Source organism: Pseudomonas shirazica (assembly GCF_015168335.1).
In the GTDB taxonomy this organism is placed as follows: domain Bacteria; phylum Pseudomonadota; class Gammaproteobacteria; order Pseudomonadales; family Pseudomonadaceae; genus Aquipseudomonas; species Aquipseudomonas asiatica.
In genome coordinates this window covers 81947-104493 of record NZ_CP063456.1, presented here as the reverse complement: position 1 = coordinate 104493, position 22547 = coordinate 81947, and the positions used below count along the sequence as shown (strand labels likewise).

The 22547-nt window shown below is 65.1% G+C and carries 20 protein-coding genes; 14 read left to right on the top strand and 6 right to left on the bottom strand.

From position 1 onward, the window contains the following. Nucleotides 1–73: 73 nt before the first annotated feature. The 3 genes from purD to IMX18_RS00470 all read left to right on the top strand — a co-directional run bounded on the left by purD (nt 74) and on the right by IMX18_RS00470 (nt 5056). Complete coding sequence (gene purD / locus IMX18_RS00480; protein WP_015271953.1) at nt 74–1369, top strand: phosphoribosylamine--glycine ligase; 1296 nt, start codon at nt 74–76, stop codon at nt 1367–1369. A gap of 144 nt (nt 1370–1513) precedes the next feature. Beyond that, nucleotides 1514–4285, top strand: coding sequence for a hybrid sensor histidine kinase/response regulator (locus IMX18_RS00475; protein WP_100413359.1), 2772 nt, complete (start codon nt 1514–1516; stop codon nt 4283–4285). Between the two features lie 174 nt (nt 4286–4459). Then, a complete protein-coding gene (locus IMX18_RS00470) occupies nt 4460–5056 on the top strand; it encodes a MarC family protein (protein ID WP_013974374.1) in 597 nt (198 codons plus the stop codon). 7 nt (nt 5057–5063) lie between these two features. Here the strand turns inward: IMX18_RS00470 and IMX18_RS00465 are convergent, their stop codons facing one another. From IMX18_RS00465 to cobG, 6 genes are all read right to left on the bottom strand, one after another. Continuing rightward, a complete protein-coding gene (locus IMX18_RS00465; protein WP_224765893.1) occupies nt 5064–5717 on the bottom strand; it encodes a hypothetical protein in 654 nt (217 codons plus the stop codon). Nucleotides 5718–5776: 59 nt separating this feature from the next. Continuing rightward, nucleotides 5777–6457 carry a hypothetical protein gene (locus IMX18_RS00460; protein WP_061303513.1) on the bottom strand — a complete coding sequence of 227 codons (681 nt, stop codon included), beginning with the start codon at nt 6455–6457 and terminating at the stop codon, nt 5777–5779. 93 nt (nt 6458–6550) lie between these two features. Beyond that, nucleotides 6551–8248: a precorrin-3B C(17)-methyltransferase gene (gene cobJ, locus IMX18_RS00455; protein ID WP_217189971.1), complete on the bottom strand. Its 1698-nt coding sequence runs from the start codon at nt 8246–8248 to the stop codon at nt 6551–6553. Further along, nucleotides 8236–8970, bottom strand: a complete 735-nt coding sequence (locus tag IMX18_RS00450) for a precorrin-2 C(20)-methyltransferase (RefSeq protein ID WP_182328907.1) — start codon at nt 8968–8970, stop codon at nt 8236–8238. The genes cobJ and IMX18_RS00450 overlap by 13 nt, the downstream gene beginning before the upstream one ends. Continuing rightward, complete coding sequence (locus tag IMX18_RS00445) at nt 8967–9593, bottom strand: precorrin-8X methylmutase (protein WP_003257545.1); 627 nt, start codon at nt 9591–9593, stop codon at nt 8967–8969. The genes IMX18_RS00450 and IMX18_RS00445 overlap by 4 nt, the downstream gene beginning before the upstream one ends. Then, a complete protein-coding gene (cobG, locus tag IMX18_RS00440) occupies nt 9586–10917 on the bottom strand; it encodes a precorrin-3B synthase (RefSeq protein WP_170977521.1) in 1332 nt (443 codons plus the stop codon). Before cobG ends, IMX18_RS00445 begins: the two co-directional genes overlap by 8 nt. A gap of 227 nt (nt 10918–11144) precedes the next feature. Between cobG and cbiE the strand changes: the two genes are divergently transcribed. The 11 genes from cbiE to cycA all read left to right on the top strand — a co-directional run bounded on the left by cbiE (nt 11145) and on the right by cycA (nt 22395). Continuing rightward, entirely contained in the window at nt 11145–12356 is a 1212-nt protein-coding gene (cbiE, locus tag IMX18_RS00435; RefSeq protein WP_182328905.1) for a precorrin-6y C5,15-methyltransferase (decarboxylating) subunit CbiE, read from the top strand. After that, nucleotides 12349–13443, top strand: coding sequence for a cobalt-precorrin-5B (C(1))-methyltransferase (locus IMX18_RS00430; protein WP_191472088.1), 1095 nt, complete (start codon nt 12349–12351; stop codon nt 13441–13443). Before cbiE ends, IMX18_RS00430 begins: the two co-directional genes overlap by 8 nt. After that, the gene (locus IMX18_RS00425; RefSeq protein ID WP_015271962.1) at nt 13440–14162 is read left to right on the top strand and encodes a cobalt-precorrin-6A reductase; all 723 of its coding nucleotides are present in this window, start codon (nt 13440–13442) and stop codon (nt 14160–14162) included. Before IMX18_RS00430 ends, IMX18_RS00425 begins: the two co-directional genes overlap by 4 nt. A gap of 132 nt (nt 14163–14294) precedes the next feature. Next, nucleotides 14295–14732 (top strand): NfeD family protein, encoded by a 438-nt coding sequence (locus tag IMX18_RS00420; protein WP_003257542.1) that lies wholly within the window; start codon nt 14295–14297, stop codon nt 14730–14732. A gap of 26 nt (nt 14733–14758) precedes the next feature. Beyond that, on the top strand, nt 14759–15613 hold the full coding sequence (locus IMX18_RS00415; RefSeq protein WP_013974384.1) for an SPFH domain-containing protein: 855 nt from the start codon (nt 14759–14761) through the stop codon (nt 15611–15613). 214 nt (nt 15614–15827) lie between these two features. Continuing rightward, nucleotides 15828–16217: a DUF2946 domain-containing protein gene (locus IMX18_RS00410; protein ID WP_024087799.1), complete on the top strand. Its 390-nt coding sequence runs from the start codon at nt 15828–15830 to the stop codon at nt 16215–16217. A 47-nt stretch (nt 16218–16264) separates the two neighbouring features. Next, on the top strand, nt 16265–16750 hold the full coding sequence (locus IMX18_RS00405; RefSeq protein ID WP_054573584.1) for a copper chaperone PCu(A)C: 486 nt from the start codon (nt 16265–16267) through the stop codon (nt 16748–16750). A 23-nt stretch (nt 16751–16773) separates the two neighbouring features. After that, nucleotides 16774–17205 (top strand): DUF2946 domain-containing protein, encoded by a 432-nt coding sequence (locus tag IMX18_RS00400; protein ID WP_217189972.1) that lies wholly within the window; start codon nt 16774–16776, stop codon nt 17203–17205. A gap of 68 nt (nt 17206–17273) precedes the next feature. Next, nucleotides 17274–19325: a TonB-dependent copper receptor gene (locus tag IMX18_RS00395; RefSeq protein WP_054573583.1), complete on the top strand. Its 2052-nt coding sequence runs from the start codon at nt 17274–17276 to the stop codon at nt 19323–19325. 58 nt (nt 19326–19383) lie between these two features. Further along, entirely contained in the window at nt 19384–20751 is a 1368-nt protein-coding gene (locus IMX18_RS00390; RefSeq protein WP_182328901.1) for a PepSY-associated TM helix domain-containing protein, read from the top strand. A gap of 237 nt (nt 20752–20988) precedes the next feature. Continuing rightward, a complete protein-coding gene (gene cycA / locus IMX18_RS00385; RefSeq protein ID WP_015271968.1) occupies nt 20989–22395 on the top strand; it encodes a D-serine/D-alanine/glycine transporter in 1407 nt (468 codons plus the stop codon). Nucleotides 22396–22547 lie beyond the last annotated feature (152 nt).

Below are 22547 nucleotides of genomic sequence, written 5' to 3'. Positions count from 1 at the left end.
ACGCGCCCCTTTCGCGACACAAGGCCGCTCCTACAGGAAGCGGGATCGGCCAGACAAAATTCGAGGTTTTGACATGAAAGTTTTGATCATCGGCAGCGGCGGCCGTGAGCACGCCCTGGCCTGGAAAGTCGCCCAGGACCCACGCGTCGAGAAAGTCTTCGTTGCCCCGGGCAACGCCGGCACCGCCATTGAAGCCAAGTGCGAGAACGTCGCCATCGACGTGTGCGCCCTGGAGCAACTGGCTGACTTCGCCGAGAAGAACGTCGACCTGACCATCGTCGGTCCGGAAGCACCGCTGGTCATCGGCGTGGTCGACCTGTTCCGCAGCCGCGGCCTGGACTGCTTCGGTCCGACCAAGGGCGCGGCCCAGCTGGAAGGCTCCAAGGCTTTCACCAAGGACTTCCTGGCGCGACACAAGATCCCGACCGCCGACTACCAGAACTTCACCGAAATCGAGCCGGCGCTGGCCTACCTGCAGGAAAAAGGCGCGCCGATCGTGATCAAGGCCGATGGCCTGGCCGCGGGCAAGGGCGTGATCGTCGCCATGACCCTGGAAGAAGCCGAAGCCGCCGTGCGTGACATGCTGGCCGGCAACGCCTTCGGCGATGCGGGCTCCCGCGTGGTGATCGAGGAGTTCCTCGACGGCGAGGAAGCCAGCTTCATCGTCATGGTCGACGGCCAGAACGTGCTGCCCATGGCCACCAGCCAGGACCACAAGCGCGTCGGCAACCAGGACACCGGCCCGAACACCGGCGGCATGGGTGCCTACTCCCCTGCCCCGGTGGTCACCGCCGAAGTGCACCAGCGCGTGATGGACCAGGTGATCTGGCCGACCGTGCGCGGCATGGCCGAGGAAGGCAACGTCTACACCGGTTTCCTCTACGCCGGCCTGATGATCGACAAGGCGGGCAACCCCAAGGTCATCGAGTTCAACTGCCGCTTCGGCGACCCTGAGACCCAACCAGTCATGCTGCGCCTGGAGTCGAGCCTGGTGCTGCTGGTCGAGGCCGCCTTCGCCAAGGCGCTGGACAAGGTCGAAGCACAGTGGGACCCGCGCCCGAGCCTGGGCGTGGTGCTGGCTGCCGGCGGCTACCCGGGCGACTACGCCAAGGGTGACGTGATCAACGGCCTGGACGCTGCCGCGAAGATCGAAGGCAAGGTGTTCCACGCCGGTACTGCGCTCAAGGATGGCAAGGTGACTACCAACGGCGGGCGCGTGCTGTGTGCCACCGCCATGGGCAGCACCGTTGCCGACGCGCAGCAGCAGGCTTACCGCCTGGCCAAGGAAATCAGCTGGAACGGCAGTTTCTACCGCACCGATATCGGCTACCGGGCCATCGCCCGCGAACGCGGTGAGCACCAGCAGTAAGTTGTACCGGGCTGCCGCAGTGCGCTCCAGCACCTTGCGCCTGCGGCATCCGGCTCGTCGACAGGGCCCAAAGGGGCCTTGCCTTCGACTTGGCGCGCCGCGCATAGTTAATACCCGGCACCTAGGCTAAGAAGGGATTTCGTAGTGCGTCGGCTTCGGATTGCCTCAGCTCTGATCGTCAGCTTGCTGACCTTGCTCTGCATGTTCCCGGCGGCGGCCGAACATGACGGAGGCTGGGCCGTTATGCTCGACGAACAGGCCAACCTGCAACTGAGCGACGTGCGCTCCGAACGTTACCGCAACCAGTTCAGCCCGCTGGTACTGGCCGACCTGGATGCCGCTCCTGCGGAACAGGCCCTGTGGCTGCACTACCGCCTGGAGCCCGGCGAGCAGGAAAAACTGCTGCGGGTTTTCGCCCCAGACCTTTCTGGCCTGGACCTCTACGCCCTCGAGGGCGACAAGCTTCTGCGTCAGCTGCACCACGGGCGCCAGGCCGGCAATGCCAGCCCGACCCTGCGTGGCAGCGACCATGTACTACCCCTGCCCAACAGCAAGCAACCCCTGGATATCTACCTGCGCCTGGTTTCCGAGCACCAGCTGCGCCCGGCCATCAGCCTGGAGCCTGCGGCCGTGGCAGCCTCCGACCAACGCCAGCCACTGCTGTTCGGCATGCTGTTCGGCGGCCTGGTGATGCTGATCATGCACAACCTGATCCGCTTCCTCTACAGCCGCTCCAGCACCACCCTGATTCTGGCGCTGTACCACGGCCTGATGCTGCTCAGCGGCCTGATCCTGCTGAACCTCAGTGGCCCCTGGTGGCACGTTTGGCATAGCGCGCAAACACCCGCCGCATACCTGACGCTGGTCCTGGCCGGCCTGGCGGGGCTGGGTTTCACCCAGCATTTCTTCTCGCCATGCAACTCGCCACGGCTAAACCGTCTGCTGCAGGGCGAGATGCTGCTGGTCGGGGTGAGCGGGTTGGTGCTGCTGTTCGTCGACACCCTGCCCCTCAACCTGATGACCTACGCCCTGATGGCCCTGGGCAGCGTGAGCATGCTGCTGGTCAGCAGTTACCACTGGTACAAGGGCTATGCGCCCGCACGTCTGTTCAGTCTGGCCATGGTGGTGTTCAACCTCGGTGGCCTGGTGCTGCTGCCAGCGCTGCTGGGCCTGACCCGTACCTCGACGCCCTGGCTGCTGTGCATCCTGCTGGGCCTGACCGTGGCCAGCGGCCTGCTGCTCAACCTGGCCGTCAGTGAACGCCTGCGGCGCATTAGCGAGGAGCGCTTCAGCGCCAGCCGCGCACTGGCCGCCAGCGATGCCGAAATCAACGCCAAGGCCGAGTTCCTGGCCAAGATCAGCCACGAAATCCGTACCCCCATGAACGGTGTGCTGGGAATGACCGAGCTACTTCTGGGCACGCCGCTGTCGGTCAAGCAACGCGACTACGTGCAGACCATTCACAGCGCCGGCAACGAACTGCTGACGCTGATCAACGAGATTCTCGACATTTCCAAGCTCGAATCCCGGCAGATCGAACTCGATGACGTGCAGTTCGACCTCAACGCGCTGATCGAAGATTGCCTGAACATCTTCCGCGCCAAGGCCGAACAGCAGAACATCGAACTGATCAGCTTCACCCAACCGCAGGTACCACGGGTGATCAGCGGCGACCCGACGCGCCTGCGCCAGGCCTTGTCGAGCCTGCTGGAGAATGCCCTGAAAAACACCGACCAGGGCGAGATCCTGCTGGTAGTGGCGCTGGACCAGCGCGGCGAGGTACCGCGCCTGCGCATCGCCGTGCAGGACAGCGGCGAACCGTTGCCGGCCGCTGACCGCGAAGCCTTGCTGCAGGCCGAGTTGCACAGCCACCACTTCCTGTCCAGCAACAAGCTGGGCGGCCACCTGGGGCTGGTCATCGCCAAGCAGCTGATCGGGCTGATGCAGGGCGAGTTCGGCATCAAGAGCAGCAGCGGCATGGGCAATACCCTGTGGCTGACCCTGCCGCTGGACCCTTCGCGCCTGGAACAACCACCGGCCGACCTCGACAGCCCGCTGCGTGATGCTCGCGTACTGGTGGTGGACGACAACGACACCTGCCGCAAGGTGCTGGTACAGCAGTGCAGCGCCTGGGGCATGAACGTCAGCGCGGTCCCGTCGGGCAAGGAAGCACTGGCCCTGCTGCGCACCAAGGCCCACCTGCGCGACTACTTCGATGCCGTGCTGCTGGACCAGAACATGCCGGGCATGACCGGCATGCAGCTGGCCGCCAAGATCAAGGAAGACCCGAGCCTGAACCACGACATCCTGGTGGTGATGCTCACCGGTATCAGCAACGCGCCGAGCAAGGTCATTGCGCGCAACGCAGGGGTCAAGCGGATCCTCGCCAAGCCGGTGGCCGGCTACACACTGAAAACCACCCTGGCCGAAGAGCTGGCCCAGCGCGGCCGCGAGCAAGCCGTACCGGCCAGTTTGCCTGGCATCCCCCAGGCACTGGACCTGCCCGACGACTTCCGCGTGCTGGTCGCCGAGGACAACAGCATCTCGACCAAGGTGATCCGCGGCATGCTTGGCAAGCTCAACCTCGAGCCCGACACCGCCAGCAATGGTGAAGAGGCCTTGCAGGCGATGAAGGCGCAGCGCTATGACCTGGTGCTAATGGACTGCGAAATGCCGATACTCGACGGTTTCTCGGCCACCCAGCAGCTGCGCGCCTGGGAAGCCGCCAACCAGCGCCAGCGCACCCCGGTGGTGGCGCTGACCGCGCACATACTTGCCGAACACAAGGAACGCGCCCGCCTGGCGGGCATGGACGGGCACATGGCCAAACCGGTGGAACTGTCGCAGTTGCGAGAGCTGATCCAGTACTGGGCCAACCACCGGGAAGCCAAGGTGGATCCGGTGCATAGTTCCTGACCTGTACTGCCTGTACTGGCCTCATCGCCGGCAAGCCAGCTCCCACACCGACCGCACCGATCTCAAGATATGCACAGTACCTGTGGGAGCTGGCTTGCCGGCGATTAGGCCAGTGAAGACAACCACGATCCTACTGATACACTTCCCCTCACCTTTCCTGCCAGGGGCTTCCCCATGCTCCATGAGTTGTTCAGCGTCTACCTGAAAATGCTCGTGCTCTACAGCCCGTTCTTCGTGCTGTCGTGCTTCATCAGCCTGACCCGCGGCCATTCCAGCAAGGAGCGCAAGCAGCTGGCATGGAAGGTGGCCATCGCCGCACTCATCGCCAGTGTCCTGCTGTACCTGTTCGGTCGGGCGATCTTCGGCATCTTCGGCATCACCGCCGACGCCTTCCGCATCGGCGCTGGCAGTGTGCTGTTCATTTCGGCACTGGGCATGGCCCAAGGCAAGTCTGCGGTACAGGCCGACAACGTCCAGCAGGATGTCACCATCGTGCCGCTGACCATCCCGCTCACCGTCGGCCCGGGCACCATCGGTGCACTGCTGGTAATGGGCGTCGGCCACCCGCACTGGGACGACAAGCTGTTGGCCATCATCAGCATCGCCCTGGCCAGCTTCACCGTCGGCCTGGTGCTGTACTTGTCGCACCGTATCGAGCGCATACTCGGCGACCAGGGCCTGCAGATCGTCAGCCGGCTGATGGGGCTGTTCGTCTGCGCCCTGGCTGCGCAAATCATCTTTACCGGTATCAAAGGCTACCTGGCGCCATAGCCATTGCCTAATGCAGGTCGAACCGATACTCCCCTTGTGCATCCTTGGTTTTCATCAATGCCTCCAGCTCATCTCGCTGATGTTGGAAACGCCCGTTATCCAGCTGCAAGGAAACGCCATTGAACCCGGCTTCACCCTCCAGCGCCTTTTCGACCAGCAGCATGTCCTGGGGTATGCCGGCGATCGGTGCGTCGAATTGGAAGGTGATACTGCAAAGATCGAGGACCGGGCCCGGCTTGAGCAAGCCAAGCTCGATCACCAGCTGCGAACCCTGCGTGCTGAACTTCAGCTGGTGACGAAAACCTTCGATCGATCGGCCCAGGCCACTTCTTACTGCAGCCAGCACAGCCTCATGACGGATCGAGCGCATCGTCAGCCACGCCTCGAGTGGCTGTATCTGCGCGCTGCGCGCGGGCTGCCCCAGCTGTTTCAAGTCATGCGTACTGGCCAGCTTGATCCAGCCCAGTTGCCGGTATGCCTCGCGATAGGCGTCATACCAGGCTTCATAGTTGTCAAAGCGTGACCCCGCATTCCTGTTGGCCACCAACTGGGCGTAAAGGATGGAGTCGAAGGCAGCCTGGCGTTGAATCTGGCCAGCGTCCGCGCGATACAGTAATGCCGTCCCGCCAATCAACATCAGTTGTTCAGCTGTTCTGTCCATTGCATTGCCTCGTCACAAAGAGCCGAACAAGGCGGCGTTGCAACAACGCCGCCCTGCAATCAGATGTCGTACTGGAGAACGTTCTCGACGCTGCGCACGCCGAGTTTGTTTTCCACGGTTTCGCGGACCTTGTCGTAGACGAAAGTGTTGAGGGTGAGCACAGCCATGCCGGCGTAGTACTCGGTCTTTTCCAGCTTCCACTGGATACCCAGGATGTCATCCTCCAGTTTGGGGGCAGAGGCCTGGATGCAGCTCACCACCATGACCACATCGTTGTTGTCGGTTTCGACGCAGGCGGCCATCCCGACCATGCCCCTGACCTTGTTCTTGCGCTTGTGATCGACCACCTTGACGTCATTTTCGACGGTGGTGAGTTTGTCGAAAGCCGCCTTGGCCAGCACACCCAACTTGGTACCACCCAGCACTGCATTGCCGACCGCACCGATCGCCCGTATAGCGACAGCGCCTACGGTGACAGACAACTCGGCAGAGGTTTCCAGCTCGAAGGTGCGACGAGGGATGGTAAAGCCAAGATCACGCATGACATCGATGAACCGGTCGTACCACTCCCTGCTCTGTTTTTCGGCATCGAAGGACTTGTCAGCCACCAAGGTGGCAAAGTGGAAGGCGTTCTTTACGTCATGACGGCTTTGCGAAGACATGCCTGCGCCGCAGGCCAGCAGGTTGCCTTCGACCAGGATGGCTGTGTCGGTCGCAGTGACTTGTGTTTCTGTGGACATGTGGAAACTCCTAGATGGTTGCCCCCCGAGTCAGGGGCGACCACCTTAGCCAGCGCGCCCAGGATGCAGCGCGCTGAAGGGTTTCCGGTGCAACTAGTCAGCCGACGGGTACCAACGCGGGGTGTAGGCCCACGCCCCGCCCGACAAGCGAGGAAACACGCAGGTTGTAGATGAGCCGACAAGCACCATGGTGCGCATGTCGACCATTTCCGGCAGCAGTTCGGCCAATGTGACGACCTTCAGCGTCTGCCCCGGCCTACCGATGTCACGGCCAAGGACTACAGGCGTGTTACCCTCGCGGTGCCGGCGCACGACCTCCAGCGCTACCCCGAGCTGGTGCGGCCTTGCCTTGGAAATCGGGTTGTAGAACGCCAGCACCAGGTCAGCCTGGGCCGCCAGGTCCAGGCGCTTTTCAATGATCGACCACGGCTTGAGGTTGTCCGACAGCGACATCACGCAGAAGTCATGCCCCAGCGGCGCACCCGCCTGGGCGGCGGTCGCGAGCGAGGCCGACACCCCCGGCAGGATCTCGAGATCCACCCGGTGCCAGGCCGGGTCCGTGGACGCGTGCAACGCTTCAAGTACCGCAGCTGCCATGGCGAACACACCCGGGTCGCCCGACGACACCACCACCACCGAACGGCCCTGGGCCGCGAGTTCGAAGGCATGCCGGGCACGCTGCATCTCTTCACGGTTGTCGGTGCAGTGCAGCACCTGGTCGTCACGGAACGGCCCGGCCATGCGCACGTAGGTTTCGTAACCGAGCACATCCTCGGCTTGCGCCAGCTCGGCCTTGACCGCCGGCACCATCAGCTCGGCTGCACCCGGCCCCAGGCCGATGACCGCCAGACGACCCCGACGACGACCGATCTGCGCCACCTCGACCGGGGCAGGCGCCACCGCGATGACCACGTCTGCCACCTCGATCAGCTGCGCAGCAGGCAATGCCGCAGCAACCATCCCGGCCAGATCATGCGTCCTGGCAGCAAAGCGCAAGGCAACACCCAGGGTCTGTGCGGCCTCATGCAGGGCGCTGTCGGCCATGGCTTGCTCATCGGCCAGCAGGCAGGCCACTGCAGGCTCGGCGATGCCGGCCTGCTGCAATGCCGCCCGGATACTGGCCAGGCTACCGCCAGCAACACCCACTACCACCGAACGCGGGTGGATCAGCAGCTCGTCGCGGCTGGCCGGGCGGGCCTGGTGCCCCACATGGATGGTACGCCGAGCCGCCTCGCTGGCAGGCAACTGCGCCTGTTGCAGCCACGGCGCGTCACCTTCGATGCGCACCGCCTCGCCAGCCAGCAGGTCGGAGACAAAGCGCTTGCCTTGCTCGATATCCGCCAGCGCATAGCCCTGTGGCGGGTTCAGCAGACAGGTGCCGAAACGCAGCTCGCCACTGGTGGTGATGGCCGCAGCAACGCCCAGTGCTTCAGCGATTTCGCGCGCCATCACGTTCACACCGCCAAGGCCACCAAGCAACGGCACTACGGCACTGCCGTCTTCGGCCACGGCCAGTACCGGTGGCTCGACACCTTTCTCGCTGAGCAGGCTGGCCAGGCTGCGGATGACGATACCCGCCGCGCACAGGGCGATGATCGGCGTGTTCTGCTGGTACAGCCCACGCAGGGTATCGCCGAACGCGGTGTAGCAAAGGTCGGCACCCTCGACCCGGCCTTCCAGGCCATGGATCGATGCTTGTGGATAACACTGCTGGATACGCTGCGCCGTGGCCAGGCTGCCCTGGCCAAGGATGACGATCGCCGGTGCCTGGTGCATGTTCAGCCCTGCCATTTTTCACCCGGCACGATGATCAGCGAGAAGTACGGCGACGACTGTGGGTCGACCTGGTCCAGCGCCACGATTTTCTGGTTGGCCATGGTCGCCCGCTCCACATACAGCGCACGCCCGTCCAGGCCCAGTTCGGCCAGCACTTCGCGCACCTTGGGGAAGTTGCGGCCAAGCTTCATGATCACCGCCGCGTCGGCGTCGGCCAGGCGACGCTTGAGCTCTTCGGCCGGCAACACGCCAGACAGCACCGACAGGCTCTGATTGCGGTAAACCAGCGGCGCGCCCAGTACCGAGGCGCCACCGAGCATCGAGCAGACGCCGGGGATCACTTCGGCCTCGTAGCGCTGCGCCAGGCGGTCGTGCAGGTACATGTAGGAACCATAGAAGAACGGGTCGCCTTCACAGATAACCGCCACGTCGCGGCCGGCATCCAGGTGCTCGGCTACCTGCACGCTGGCCTCGTCGTAGAAGTCGCTGATCACCTGTTCATAGGACAGCGGCGCTGGCAGCGCTTCGGTGGTTACCGGGTAGACCAGCGGCAGCAGGGTCTGCTCGGGCTGCAGGTGCGCCTCGATGATGCCGAAGGCGTTGCCGCGCTTGCCCTTGGCCACGAAGTAGCCAACCACTGGCGCTTCACGCAGCAGGCGCAGGGCCTTGAGGGTAATCAGTTCTGGGTCGCCAGGGCCCACGCCCAGGCCCAGCAGACGTCCACGCGGCGCCATCATTCCACCTCCGTGGCCAAGGCGTTGACCGCAGCTGCGGCCATCGCGCTGCCGCCCAGGCGGCCCTGCATGATCACGAACGGCACGCCACGGCTGTCGGCGGCGAGCATCGCCTTGGACTCGGCGGCACCGACAAAGCCGACCGGGAAGCCGAGGATCAGTGCTGGTTTCGGGGCGCCGGCGTCGAGCATTTCCAGCAGATAGAACAGTGCGGTAGGCGCATTGCCGATCACCACCACACTGCCTTCCAGGTGCGGCCGCCACAGTTCCAGGGCCACGGCGGAACGGGTGTTGCCGGCGTCTTTCGCCAGGCCCGGTACGCTCGGGTCGCGCAGGGTGCAGATGACCTTGTTGTCGGCGGGCAGCCGGGCGCGGGTGATGCCTTCGGCGACCATGTGCGCATCGCACAGGATCGGCGCGCCGTTCAGCAACGCCTCGCGTCCGGCCCGGCCGGCGCCTTCGGAGAACTGCAGGCCATCGATGGCGTCGACCATGCCACAGGCGTGGATCACGCGCACGGCGAGCTTTTCGAGGTCTGCGGGGATCCGCTCGAGTCGGGCTTCCTCGCGGATGATCCGGAAGGAATTGCGATAGATCTCCTGACCATCGCGGATGTAGTCAATCATCAAGGTGCTCCGTCGGCAGGTCGAGCATGGCGCCTGCTTCATTCAAGGTAAGGTCGGTGGCGCGCAGGGCGCCGAAGCCCGGCTGGCGCGCATCACGCAGGTACAGGTCGTAACGGCCCGGCGCGCGGGCCAGCAGGGTGGCCGGGGCAACATGGGCCACGGCGCAGGATCGGGGGCAACCGGACAAGTGCACGCTGCCGGGCACACCAGGGCCGAGCAGTGCGGCCAGGGTGACGGCGTCGGCCTTGGTCTCGCCCAGGGCCTTGGCACAGCCACTGGCGCCGGTACAGGCGCTTATGCGTGCCAGTGGCTCATGGTCATGGCATAGCAGGCCCAGTGCGGACAACCCGGCCTGGGCGTGGTCGATGTGTTGCGCTTGCAAGTTGGTCAGCACCAGGCTTTGCCAGGGGCTCAGGCGCAGGCTGCCATCGCCATGTTCACGGGCAACGCGCGCAGCGCCACGCAGCATGGCCGGGGTCAGGCGCCCCTGCGGCGGGGCAACGCCCAAGGCGATGCCCTGCGCCTGGGGCAGAACGCCCAGCCACGAGGCGCTGCGCGGTTCACGTCGCCATGCGAGCACGGCGGCATCGCGGCGGATGGCCAGGCCAAGCCCGTCGATGAAATCGGTTGCCGAACATACCTCGAGCAACTGGCGCATGCGCGACTGTGCCGGGGTGGCCAGGTCGAGGAAGCGCTCCAGCACCGCACGCACCAGCACCAGGCCTTGGTCCGCCGGCACCGCACCGAGCACCTGGCCGTCTGCCGGGCAACCTGCCAGGCCAAACGCCAGCCAGGTCTGCTGCCCCAGGCGCAGGGCAGACAGCCACAGGTCATGGGGGTGTTCGAGCATGGCCAGGTTTTCGCCGGCATCCAGCTGCACGGCGAACTTGGCCGACAACTGGTGAAAGCGCGGGGTGCCCTCCAGCAGGTCGAGGATCTGCCCGGCCAACGGTCGAGCGTCCAGCAGCATCGCCGGGTCATGCCCGGCCAGCGGGCTGAGCATCAGGTTGCGCACATCGTCACCGGCGGCATCACGTGGGCCCAGGCCGGCAGCGAGCAGTGTCTCGACCAGGCCGCGATGGTCGCTGCCGATGCCGCGAATCTGCAGGTTGCCGCGGTTGGTGGCCTCGATCACGCCACCGGCGAAACGCTCGGCAGCCGCCGCCACTGCGTCGGCCTGGTCGGCCAGCAGCAGGCCGCCCGGCAGCTTGATGCGGCAGATGCCGCCATCACGGGCACTGACGATGCGCCACAACCCCGGGCAGGCCGAGGGACGGGGCGATACATGGGAGGCATGGGCCTGGGTCAAAGGGGCGTCCGGCAATCTGTGAAAATGCGCTTGAGTGTAGAAGGCGCGGTATTATGCCTGCTTTGTCCGGCGGCATGAAAAGCCGGTGGTCGAGCATCATTCGAGTTTGAGCAGAAATTTTGGGGGCGCTGCGCACCCCATCGCGACACAAGGCCGCTCCCACAGGGATCACCATTCCCTGTGGGAGCGGCCTTGTGTCGCGATGGGCTGCACAGCAGCCCCAGGGTCTTGAAGAGGTATCCATGGCACCCTGGCTGACAGTAGTAGGTATCGGCGAAGACGGCTTCAGCGGCCTGGGCAAGCAGGCCCGGCGCGCGCTGCTGGGCGCTGCGCGGATCTTCGGCAGCCCGCGCCAGCTGGCCTTGCTGCCACGCTGCGTGGCCGGCGAACGGCTGGGCTGGCCAAGCCCGTTCTCGCTGGCCCCGGTCCTGGCTCTGCGCGGTGAGCCAGTATGCGTGCTGGCCAGCGGCGACCCGATGTTCTACGGCGTCGGCGCCAGCTTGGCGCGCCAACTGCCCGCCGCTGAAATACGCGTGCTGTCGATGCCCTCCTCCTGCGCCCTGGCCGCCGCCCGCCTGGGCTGGCCACTGCAGGACGTGCAGGTGGTATCGCTGGTCGCTCGGCCCCTGGCTGCGCTCAATGCCCATCTGCACAGCGGCGTGCGCCTGCTGGTGCTGAGCAACGACGGCGACAGCCCGGCAGCAATTGCCACGCAGCTGCGCGAGCGGGGCTTCGGGCCAAGCCGCCTGCGAGTCTTCGAACACTTGGGTGGCGTGGACGAACGTGAGTTGGCCGGCACCGCCCAGGACTGGCCGCACAGCGATGTCGCCGCGCTCAACCTGGTAGCCATCGAGTGCCTGGCCACGCCCGAGGCCCCGCGCCTGCACCGACTGGCCGGGTTGCCGGACAGCGCCTTCCGGCATGACGGCCAACTGACCAAGCGCGATGTCCGCGCCATCACCCTGGCCCGCCTGGCACCACAGCCCGGCGAGTTGCTGTGGGACGTGGGCGCCGGCTGCGGCTCGATCGGCATCGAATGGATGCGCGCCCACCCGGCCTGCCGCGCCTTGGCCATCGAGGCCGACGAAGGCCGCCAGGGCTTCATCGAACACAACCGCGATGCGTTGGGTGTACCCGGCCTGCAACTGGTCCGCGGCAAGGCACCAGCGGCGCTGGAAGGCCTGGAGCAACCGGATGCGATCTTCATCGGTGGCGGCGTCACCCGCGAAGGTGTGCTCGACCTGTGCTGGGCAAGCCTGCGCCCCGGCGGCCGGCTGGTAGCCAATGCGGTGACCCTGCAAAGCGAACTGGCCCTGGCGCATTTCCGTGAACGCCACGGTGGCGAGCTGACCCGCATCCATGTCGCCCATGCCCAGCCATTGGGCGCGTTCGACACTTGGCGCCAGGCGCTGCCGATCACCTTGCTGGACGTGGTGAAACCCGCCAATGCGTGAAGAAACCCGCGAACAGCCCGCCCCCCTGCGCAGCGGCCTGACCACCGGCAGCTGCGCCACTGCCACCAGCCTGGCGGCAGCGCGCTTGCTGCTGGGAGGCGAGAGCAGCGACGCCGTCAGCATCACCCTGCCCAAGGGCAAGGTGGTGCAGATGCGCCTGGAGTTCTGCCGCCTCACCAGCCAAGGTGCCGAAGCGGGCACGCTCAAGGACGCCGGCGACGACCCGGACGTGACCCATGGCGCCCTGCTCTATAGCCAGGTGCGCCTGATGGCCGAACCGGGCATCCGTTTTGTCGCCGGCACCGGCGTCGGCACCGTGACCCGCCCGGGGCTGGTGCTGGCGGTGGGTGAGCCGGCCATCAACCCGGTGCCACGGCGCATGATCAGCGACCACCTGCAACGCTTGGCAGACGAATGCAGCTACCCCGGCGGTTTCGAAGTCACGGTCAATGTGCAGGGCGGCGAGCAACTGGCCCTGAAGACCATGAACCCGCGGCTGGGCATCCTCGGCGGTCTGTCGATCCTCGGCACCAGCGGCATCGTGCGGCCGTTTTCCTGCGCGGCCTACATTGCCTCGATCCACCAAGGCATCGATGTCGCCCACACCAACGGCTACACGCATATCGCCGCATGCACCGGGAACGCCAGCGAAGACACCATGCGCCGCGTCTATGGCCTGCCGGAAATAGCCCTGATCGAAATGGGCGACTTCGTCGGTGCGGTGCTCAAGCACCTGCGCAAGGTACCGGTGCCACGCCTGACCCTGTGCGGCGGTTTCGGCAAGATCAGCAAACTGGCTGCCGGGCACATGGACCTGCACAGCCGTCATTCCAGCATCGACCTGCCGCAACTGGCCGGCTGGGCGGCGGACATCGGCGCCGACGCAGCGCTGCAGGCATCGATCATTACTGCCAACACCAGCCAACAGGCCCTGGCACTGGCCCATGCAGCCGGCATTCCCTTGGGTGACGCGGTGTGCGCCCACGCCCTGGCCTTCGCCCGCAGCGTGGTGCCGGCGCAGGTGCAGGTGGAGGTGTTCGCCATCGATCGCCAGGGTGGCATCGTCGGCCGGGCGGGTGTGCAATGAACGGGCGCATCCTGCTGCTGGGCGGCGTCACCGAAGCCCTGGCCATCGCTCGCCGCCTGGGCCCGCAGCATGTCTACAGCCTGGCGGGCATCGGCCGGGTGCCGCAGGACCTGCAATGCCAGGTTCGGGTCGGCGGCTTTGGCGGTGCCGAAGGGCTGGCGAACTACCTGCACGATGCAGGCATCACGTTGCTGATCGATGCTACCCATCCCTATGCCGCGCAGATCAGCCGCAACGCGGCCAACGCCGCACGCTTGGCCGGTATTCCGTGCTGGGCCTTGCGCCGCCCGGCCTGGCAGACACAAGCGGGGGACGACTGGCGCGAAGTCGAGAATTGGGCGGGGTTGATCGAGGCACTCAAGCCGTTTCGCAGGCCATTGTTCACGCTCGGGCGTGAGCCGCTGCAACATCTGGACGAGATACCGCTGGAGCAGTTCTGGACCTTGCGTGCGTTGGAAACGTGCCCTGGCAACGATCGCTGCGAAGTGATTGGCGCGCGCGGGCCGTTCCATATCGAGGATGAGCGGGCGTTGTTCCAGCGCCGCAAGATCGATGTGCTGATCAGCAAGAACAGCGGCAGCGTAGCGACCGAACCGAAGCTGGAGGTGGCGCGGGAGCTGGGGATACCTGTGCTGATCCTGAAGCGACCGGCTTTGCCGGATGTGGACCGGGCATTCGATTCGCCAGCCGACCTGGCTGCGGCACTCGACCTGCAGTAACAAATGTCGCAAGCACACTGCAGCCCCCCTGTGGCCTACAGTATGTTCGGACTTTTCTTGCAAACCATGAAGTGGCCATGTGCCGCACTGCTGCCTTAAACTCGGCACTCTCCCCCGGAAGGCGCTACCCATATGGAAATGCAATGGTGGATCTGGCTGGTCTTCGGCATCGCGCTGATCCTGCTCGAACTGGTCCTGCCGACGTTCTTCATCCTCTGGTTCGGCATCGGCGCCGTGCTGGTATCGCTCATTTCGCTGGCCGCCCCAAGCCTGCAACTGGACATGCAGGTGCTGCTGTGGGTTTTGATGTCGTCAGTCACCACGGCACTGTGGTTCAAGCTGTTCCGGCGCAAGCAACCAGACGTGCGCTGGACCGCCGAAAGCGTGATCGGTGAAGTGGGGCTGCTGACTGCTGGTGTCTCGGAGTTCCAGAAAGGCCGTGTGCGCTTCCAGAAGCCTATCCTCGGCAACGAGGAATGGACCTGCATCGCCGACAGCGAGATCGCGGCCGGCGAGCGGGTACGCCTGACCGCCATCGAAGGGAACACCGCCCGGGTCATTCGGGCCTGAATCCGCACTAAAAGGAATTTCGCATCATGACCAGCCTCATCGTCGTCGTCGCCATCGCCCTGTTCGTCCTGATCACCGTGTTCAAAGGGGTGCGCATCGTGCCCCAGGGCGAAGAATGGGTCGTCGAGCGCCTGGGCCGCTACCAGAGCACGCTCAAGCCCGGCCTGAACATCGTCATCCCGTACATGGACGTGGTCGCCTATCGCCTGCCTACCAAGGACATCATCCTCGATGTGCAGCAGCAGGAAATCATCACCCGGGACAACGCCGTGATCGTCGCCAACGCCCTGTGCTTCGCCAAGGTGGTCGACCCACAGAAGGCCTCCTATGGCGTGCAGGACTTCTCGTTCGCCGTCACCAGCCTGACCATGACCTCGCTGCGCGCCATCGTCGGGGCCATGGACCTGGACGAAGCGCTGTCCAGCCGCGAGCAGATCAAGGCGCGCCTGCGCGAGGCGATGTCCGAGCAGACCGAAGACTGGGGCGTGACCGTACGCTCGGTGGAAATCCAGGACATCAAACCCTCGGAGAACATGCAACTGGCCATGGAGCGCCAGGCGGCAGCCGAGCGTGAGCGCAAGGCCGACGTGACCCGTGCCGAAGGGGCCAAGCAGGCGGCGATTCTGGAAGCAGAAGCACGCTTGCAGGCTGCCAGGCTGGATGCCGAAGCGCAGATCAGCCTGGCCGAGGCCTCGGCGCGGGCGATTTCGCTGGTCAAGGACGCGGTCGGCAACGAGACCGTGCCGGCGATGTACCTGTTGGGCGAGCGCTATGTGGGGGCCATGGAGAACCTGGCGGGCAGCAGCAATGCCAAGGTGGTGGTGCTGCCGGCAGACCTGCAGGAGACCGTGCGTGGGTTGATGGGCCGCAACAAGGCTTGAGGGTACCTTGATCTTCATCGCCGGCAAGCCAGCTCCCACAGGTTTAACACAGGCCCTGAAATCTGTGCGGGTCCCTGTGGGAGCTGGCTTGCCGGCGATTGGGCTGCAAAGCTGCCCCTCGAAGGGCCCGGCCTGCGTCACTTCACCGCACCCCGCCATTTTTACCTATACTCCGCCTTACAATACCCACCACGATTCCTGACCGGATCTCTCCATGCCCCCACGTCGGCACATCGCCTGGATAGCCTGCCTTGCAGTGCTGTTCAACCTGCTGGCCATGCCGCTGTCTTCCGCCGCGCCCAAGGGCCCGGCCGAGCAGCTGCTGTGGGGGGCCTTCTGTTCCAGCATGGCCAACAAGGCCAAGGTCGACGTCCAGGCCCTGGCCAAGATCGACCTCGGCCCGCAAAGCGACGACAGCGCCAGCATGATGAATTGCTGGTGCTGCTCCGGTGCCGCGCCACTGCTGGCCTTGCCCGGCTACCCGCCGCAGCTGCACAACCCGCCGATACTGCTGGCCGGCCTGCTGCCGCCACCCGCCGACTACCACGCCACGCCGCGCCAACTCTGGCCGGCGCTCAACCCCCGTGCCTCTCCGCTGGCCTGAGTTCTTCACGCTGTCTGCCTGAACCTGAACAGAAACGGAGATTCACCATGCTCAAGCACGCCCTCGTCATGGCCGCCCTGTTGCTGCCCGGCGCCTTTGCCAATGCCCACGAATACAGCGTGGGTGACCTGCACATCGCCCACCCCTGGTCACTGCAACTGCCCCCCAACGCCCCCAACGTCGCGGCGTATTTCGTGGTGCACAACAATGGCCAGGCCGACGACCGCCTGCTCGGTGTCGACAGCCCCATCAGCGATGACGCACAACTGCACGAGCATGCCATGAGCGCCAGCGGTGCCATGAAGATGCAGCAGATACCCAGCGTGGTGGTGCCCGCCGGCAAGGACTTGACCTTCGCCCCCAGCGCCTACCATGTGATGCTGATGCAGCCCAAGGACCGCAGCCTGCTCAGCGACGGCAAGCGCTTCCCGTTGACCCTGCACTTCGAAAAGGCCGGCGATATCACCGTCGATGTGGCCGTGCAGAAGCAGGCGCCGACGGACCAGCCGCAAGCCCACGAACACGCGCACTGATCAGCCGCTGAAAGGCACTCGCCATGAGCCTGCCGCGCAACAGCATCAGCCGTACCACTCGCCCTGACCGCAGGCGCGCCGGTGGCGGATGGCTGAGCCTGTTCGCCATGTGGATGATCTTCATCGGCCCGCTGATTTCCCAGTCGATGCCGATGGACCACCACGCCGGCATGAGCATGCCGATGGACATGCCGATGGCCACCGCCCATCAGCATGGCGGCGACACCCATCACGGCCAGACTGGCGATGGCCAGCTGCATGTGATGTGGGAAAAGTGCGGTTACTGCAGCCTGTTGTTCAACTGCCCGGCCCTGCCCCAGGCCCTCAGCCCGCTCAGTGCCGGCAGCGTCGTACCCACCACCCACCTGTTCGCACCCACGCGCCAGGGCCATGCCCGGCAGGCTGTATTCCCCGGCGCGCGCAGCCGCGCCCCACCTTCCTCGATCAACGTCTGAACCCACACTTTTTGCGCACGAAGCCAGGAGGCTTCGCGCTGACTCATGACTGATCGACTGGAATCATTATGTCCGGCTGCACCCCTGTTTTTGCCTTGTCCCTGCGTGGGACCATCGCCGCCGTGTGCGGCTCGCTGCTCGCGCCCGTGGCCCTGGCCGCCGACCCAGGCCATGAAGGCCATGCACACGACGCCCCCGAGCTGAGCCCGACGGTGATCACCGCCGTGGCCCCGAGCTCGCCGCTGACCGTGGTCACCAACCCGAAAGACCCGCGCCAGCCGGTGCCGGCCAGCGACGGCGCCGACTACCTGAAGACCATCCCCGGCTTCTCGGCCATCCGCGCCGGCGGCACCAACGGCGACCCGGTACTGCGCGGCATGTTCGGTTCGCGCCTGAACATCCTCACCAATGGCGGCCTGATGCTGGGCGCCTGCCCCAACCGCATGGATGCCCCCACGTCGTACATTTCGCCGGAAACCTACGACCGCCTGACCGTGATCAAAGGCCCGCAAAGCGTGATCTGGGGCCCGGGCGGCTCGGCGGGCACCATCCTCTTCGAGCGCGAGCCGGAGAAGTTCGGCACCCTCGGCAGCCGGGTCAACGCCAGCCTGCTGGCCGGCTCCAACGGCCGCTTCGACAAGGTGCTGGACACCGCCGCCGGCAACGACCAGGCCTACGCCCGCTTCGTCGGCAACCAGTCGCGCTCGGACGACTACCATGACGGCGATGACAACACCGTGCCGTCACGCTGGGACAAGTGGAATGGCGATGTCGCCCTCGGCTGGACCCCCGACCAGGACACCCTGCTGGAACTCACCGCCGGCAAGGGCGATGGTGAGGCCCGCTATGCCGGGCGTGGCATGGACGGCTCGCAGTTCAAACGCGAAAGCCTGGGCCTGCGTTTCGAAAAATCCAACCTCGGCGAGGTGCTCGACAAGGTCGAGGCGCAGGTCTACTACAACTACGCCGACCACGTGATGGACAACTACAGCCTGCGCACGCCTTCGGGCAGCGGCATGATGGGCATGCCGATGGTCAGCAACGTCGACCGCCGCACCATGGGCGCACGCATCAAGGCCACCTGGCGCTGGGCCGATGTGCAACTGATCGGCGGCATCGACGCGCAGACCAACGAACATCGCAAACGCGGCGGCATGGGTGTGGACGCGCACAAGGGCCAGGCCTGGACCAAGGACGCCGACTTCCACAACTACGGTGCCTTCGGCGAGCTGACCTGGTACGTCAGCGGTGAGGACCGCATGATTACCGGTGCCCGCCTGGACCGCGCCTCGGCCCGCGACTTCCGCGCAACCAGCGCCACCAACGGCGACACCCGCGCCGATACCCTGCCCAGCGGTTTCGTCCGCTACGAGCACGACCTGGCAGCCATCCCGGCCACCACGTACATCGGCCTTGGTCATGCCCAGCGTTTCCCCGATTACTGGGAGCTGTTCTCGCCCAAGCTGGCACCACCCGGTGCGGCCAATGCTTTCGACGGTATCAAACCAGAGAAGACCACCCAGCTCGACTTCGGTGTCCAGTACCGTGACGAGCGCATGGAAGCCTGGGCATCTGGCTACATCGGGCAGATCCGCGACTACATCCTGTTCGACTACCAGGGAATGAGCTCCCAGGCTCGCAACATCGACGCCCGCATCATGGGCGGCGAACTGGGCGCGGCCTACCAGCTGACGGAAAACTGGAAGGCCGACGCCACGCTGGCCTACGCCTGGGGCAAGAACAGCAGTGACGGCACAGCACTGCCGCAAATGCCGCCTCTGGAAAGCCGCCTGGGCCTGACCTACAGCCGCGATGTCTGGAGCGTCGGCGCACTGTGGCGGCTGGTGGCGGCGCAGAACCGCATCGCCGAGAACCAGGGCAACGTGGTCGGCAAGGACTACGACAACAGCGCCGGCTTCGGCGTGTTCTCAATCAATGGCGCCTACAAGGTAAGCAACCACCTCAAGCTCAGCGCGGGGGTCGACAACCTGTTCGACAAGACCTACGCCGAGCACTTGAACCTGGCCGGGAACGCCGGGTTCGGCTACCCGGCTAGCGATCCACAGCCGGTCAACGAGCCAGGCAGGACCTTCTGGACCAAGGTCGACTTCAGCTTCTGACAACAACAACGGGCGCGGCGCAGGTCGCGCCCATCTGCTGGTCAAACAGGAGGTTCCCATGAGAGGAACACGCATCAACTTCTACAACCTGGCCTGGCGTTGGCACTTCTATGCGGGGCTGTTCGTGGCCCCGTTCATGATCCTGCTGGCAATCACCGGGATCATCTACCTGTTCAAGCCGCAGCTCGACCCGCTGCTGTACCGCGAGCTGATGGTGGTCGAAGCCGGCCACCACCGACAGGGCGCGGACACGATGCTGGCCGAGGTGCGCAAGGCCTACCCCGAGGGCCACGTTGGCCAGTACCTGCCGCCGCTGGACGCCGAACGCAGCGCACAATTCGTGGTGCATGACGCCGGGCGCGAACTGAACGTGTTCGTCGACCCCTACAGCGGCAAAGTCCTTGGCGAACAGGATGGCAAGCAGAACCTGCAGGCCATCGCCCGCGCCCTGCATGGCGAACTGATGGTCGGCACGGTCGGTGACCGCCTGGTAGAACTGGCCGCGGGCTGGGGCATCGTGCTGGTGGTGTCGGGCCTGTACTTGTGGTGGCCACGCGGGCGCAATGGCGCTGGCGTGCTGTGGCCACGGCTCTCGGCACGCGGCCGACTGTTCTGGCGCGACCTGCATGCGGTGACCGGTTTCTGGGGCTCAGCCTTGTTGCTGCTGATGCTGGTCAGCGGCATGACCTGGACCGGCCTGTGGGGCAAGCAGTACGCCGACTTGTGGAACCGCTTTCCGGCGGCCATGTGGAACGACGTGCCCAAGTCGGACCAACAGGCGGGTGAACTCAACAGCGCGCACCGCCAGACCGTGCCGTGGGCGATGGAAAACACGCCGATGCCGCAGTCCGGTGCACACGCCGAACATGCCGGGCATCACATGATGTCGAGCGCGCCGGCAGCGCCACAGATAAGCCTGCAGCAGGTCGAAGACATCGCTACCGCGCGCCAGGTCGAACCGGGTTACAGCATTACCGCGCCGACCACGGCCGATGGCGTGTTCACCATTGCTGTGTTCGCCGACGACCCGCGCAACGACGCCACCCTGCATGTCGACCAGTACACCGGCAAGGTGCTGGCCGATGTGCGCTGGCAGGACTACAGCCCGGTCGCCCGTGCCACCGAGCTGGGTGTGATGCTGCATGAAGGCAAGATGTTCGGGGCGTTCAACCAGATCATCATCCTGCTGGTGTGCCTGATGATCTTGCTGGGCTCGGTGAGCGGGCTGGTGATGTGGTGGAAGCGCAGGCCGGCCGGCGGGCTGGGTGTGCCGCCGCTGCGCCATGACTTGCCGCGCTGGAAAGTAGCGGTGGGGGTGATGCTGGTGCTGGGGTTGATGTTCCCGCTGGTGGGGGTGTCGATGGTGGTGATGTGGATGGTGGATAGCTTGGTGGTGAGGCGCGGCCGGGTGCTGGCCAGCGCTTGAGCCTTGCTTCGTTTGTGCCGGCCCTTTCGCGGGTAAACCCGCTCCTACAGTTTCTGCGCCAAGCCTGAGGGCAGCGCGGTCCCTGTGGGAGCGGGCAAGCCCGCGAAGAGGCCGGCACAGGCACAACTCTGCTACCCAAAAGTCGAGTCGATCTGTCGCGCCCCGAACTGGAACGCGCGTGTTAGCCTAGCCGGCTACCTCTGACAAGACGACCGACCGTCCAACGGAATGCAGCCTATGACGCAAACCTCACCCACAGCGCCAGATGAACAGCATCTGCAACGCAACCTGACCAACCGCCACATCCAGCTGATCGCCATCGGTGGAGCGATCGGTACCGGCCTGTTCATGGGCTCGGGCAAGACCATCAGCCTGGCCGGGCCGTCGATCATCTTCGTCTACATGATCATCGGCTTCATGCTGTTCTTCGTCATGCGCGCCATGGGCGAACTGCTGCTGTCGAACCTCAACTACAAGTCGTTCATCGATTTTTCCGCCGACCTGCTCGGCCCCTGGGCAGGCTACTTCACCGGCTGGACCTACTGGTTCTGCTGGGTGGTCACCGGCATCGCCGACGTGGTCGCGATCGCGGCCTATACACAGTTCTGGTTCCCTGAACTGCCGCAGTGGATACCGGCGCTGACCTGCGTAGGGCTGCTGCTGTCGCTGAACCTGGTGACGGTGAAGATGTTCGGTGAAATGGAGTTCTGGTTCGCCCTGATCAAGATCGTCGCCATCATCGGCCTGGTCGCCACCGGCCTGTACATGGTCATCACCGGCTTCACCTCGCCCAGCGGGCGCACCGCACAACTGGCCAACCTGTGGAATGACGGCGGCATGTTCCCCAATGGCCTGATGGGCTTCTTCGCCGGCTTCCAGATCGCCGTGTTCGCTTTCGTCGGCATCGAGTTGGTGGGTACAACCGCCGCCGAAGCGAAGAACCCGGAGCGCACCCTGCCGCGGGCGATCAACTCGATCCCGGTACGCATCATCGTGTTCTATGTGCTGGCGCTGATCGCGATCATGGCCGTGACCCCATGGCGCGACGTGGTGCCAGGCAAGAGCCCGTTCGTGGAGTTGTTCGTGCTGGCCGGCCTGCCGGCGGCGGCGAGCATCATCAACTTCGTGGTGCTGACCTCGGCGGCTTCGTCGGCCAACAGCGGCGTGTTCTCCACCAGCCGCATGCTCTACGGCCTGTCCCAGGAAGGTGACGCGCCCAAGGCCTTCGAAAAACTGTCGAGCCGCTCGGTACCTGCCAACGGCCTGTATTTCTCCTGCACCTGCCTGCTGCTGGGTGCAGTGCTGATCTATTTGGTGCCGAACGTGATCGAGGCATTCACCTTGGTCACCACCGTTTCGGCGGTGCTGTTCATGTTCGTCTGGACGCTGATCCTGCTGTCGTACCTGCAGTACCGCAAGCACCGCGCGGCACTGCACCATGCGTCGAAGTACAAGATGCCCGGCGGGCGTTTCATGTGCTACGTGTGCCTGGTGTTCTTTGCCTTCATCCTGGTGTTGCTGAGCCTGGAAGACGATACCCGCGCGGCATTGCTGGTGACGCCGATCTGGTTTGTGCTGCTGGCGGTGACCTATCAGGGGGTGCGCAGCAAGCGTCATCCGCGCACGGCTGTGCGTAACGGCTGATGCCCCTGGGGGCTGCTCTGCAGCCCTTTCGCCGGCAAGCCAGCTCTCATAGAACAACACATGACTCATTGGTTCGGCGAAGTCCTGTAGGAGCAGCCTTGTGCTGCGAAGAGGCCGGGGCTGACAAAGCCTGTCTATTGGCTTTACCGGCC

Bases quoted from the DNA above. Each gene is read 5' to 3' on its own strand.
- cbiE (WP_182328905.1), top strand. From the start codon at position 11,145: ATGGCACCCTGGCTGACAGTAGTAGGTATCGGCGAAGACGGCTTCAGC.
- IMX18_RS00420 (WP_003257542.1), top strand. From the start codon at position 14,295: ATGGAAATGCAATGGTGGATCTGGCTGGTCTTCGGCATCGCGCTGATC.
- IMX18_RS00410 (WP_024087799.1), top strand. From the start codon at position 15,828: ATGCCCCCACGTCGGCACATCGCCTGGATAGCCTGCCTTGCAGTGCTG.
- IMX18_RS00400 (WP_217189972.1), top strand. From the start codon at position 16,774: ATGAGCCTGCCGCGCAACAGCATCAGCCGTACCACTCGCCCTGACCGC.
- IMX18_RS00425 (WP_015271962.1), top strand. From the start codon at position 13,440: ATGAACGGGCGCATCCTGCTGCTGGGCGGCGTCACCGAAGCCCTGGCC.
- IMX18_RS00465 (WP_224765893.1), bottom strand. From the start codon at position 5,717: ATGGACAGAACAGCTGAACAACTGATGTTGATTGGCGGGACGGCATTA.
- cobJ (WP_217189971.1), bottom strand. From the start codon at position 8,248: ATGGCAGGGCTGAACATGCACCAGGCACCGGCGATCGTCATCCTTGGC.
- purD (WP_015271953.1), top strand. From the start codon at position 74: ATGAAAGTTTTGATCATCGGCAGCGGCGGCCGTGAGCACGCCCTGGCC.
- IMX18_RS00470 (WP_013974374.1), top strand. From the start codon at position 4,460: ATGCTCCATGAGTTGTTCAGCGTCTACCTGAAAATGCTCGTGCTCTAC.
- IMX18_RS00390 (WP_182328901.1), top strand. From the start codon at position 19,384: ATGAGAGGAACACGCATCAACTTCTACAACCTGGCCTGGCGTTGGCAC.
- IMX18_RS00445 (WP_003257545.1), bottom strand. From the start codon at position 9,593: ATGATTGACTACATCCGCGATGGTCAGGAGATCTATCGCAATTCCTTC.
- cycA (WP_015271968.1), top strand. From the start codon at position 20,989: ATGACGCAAACCTCACCCACAGCGCCAGATGAACAGCATCTGCAACGC.
- IMX18_RS00405 (WP_054573584.1), top strand. From the start codon at position 16,265: ATGCTCAAGCACGCCCTCGTCATGGCCGCCCTGTTGCTGCCCGGCGCC.
- IMX18_RS00450 (WP_182328907.1), bottom strand. From the start codon at position 8,970: ATGATGGCGCCGCGTGGACGTCTGCTGGGCCTGGGCGTGGGCCCTGGC.
- IMX18_RS00415 (WP_013974384.1), top strand. From the start codon at position 14,759: ATGACCAGCCTCATCGTCGTCGTCGCCATCGCCCTGTTCGTCCTGATC.
- IMX18_RS00460 (WP_061303513.1), bottom strand. From the start codon at position 6,457: ATGTCCACAGAAACACAAGTCACTGCGACCGACACAGCCATCCTGGTC.
- IMX18_RS00395 (WP_054573583.1), top strand. From the start codon at position 17,274: ATGTCCGGCTGCACCCCTGTTTTTGCCTTGTCCCTGCGTGGGACCATC.
- IMX18_RS00430 (WP_191472088.1), top strand. From the start codon at position 12,349: ATGCGTGAAGAAACCCGCGAACAGCCCGCCCCCCTGCGCAGCGGCCTG.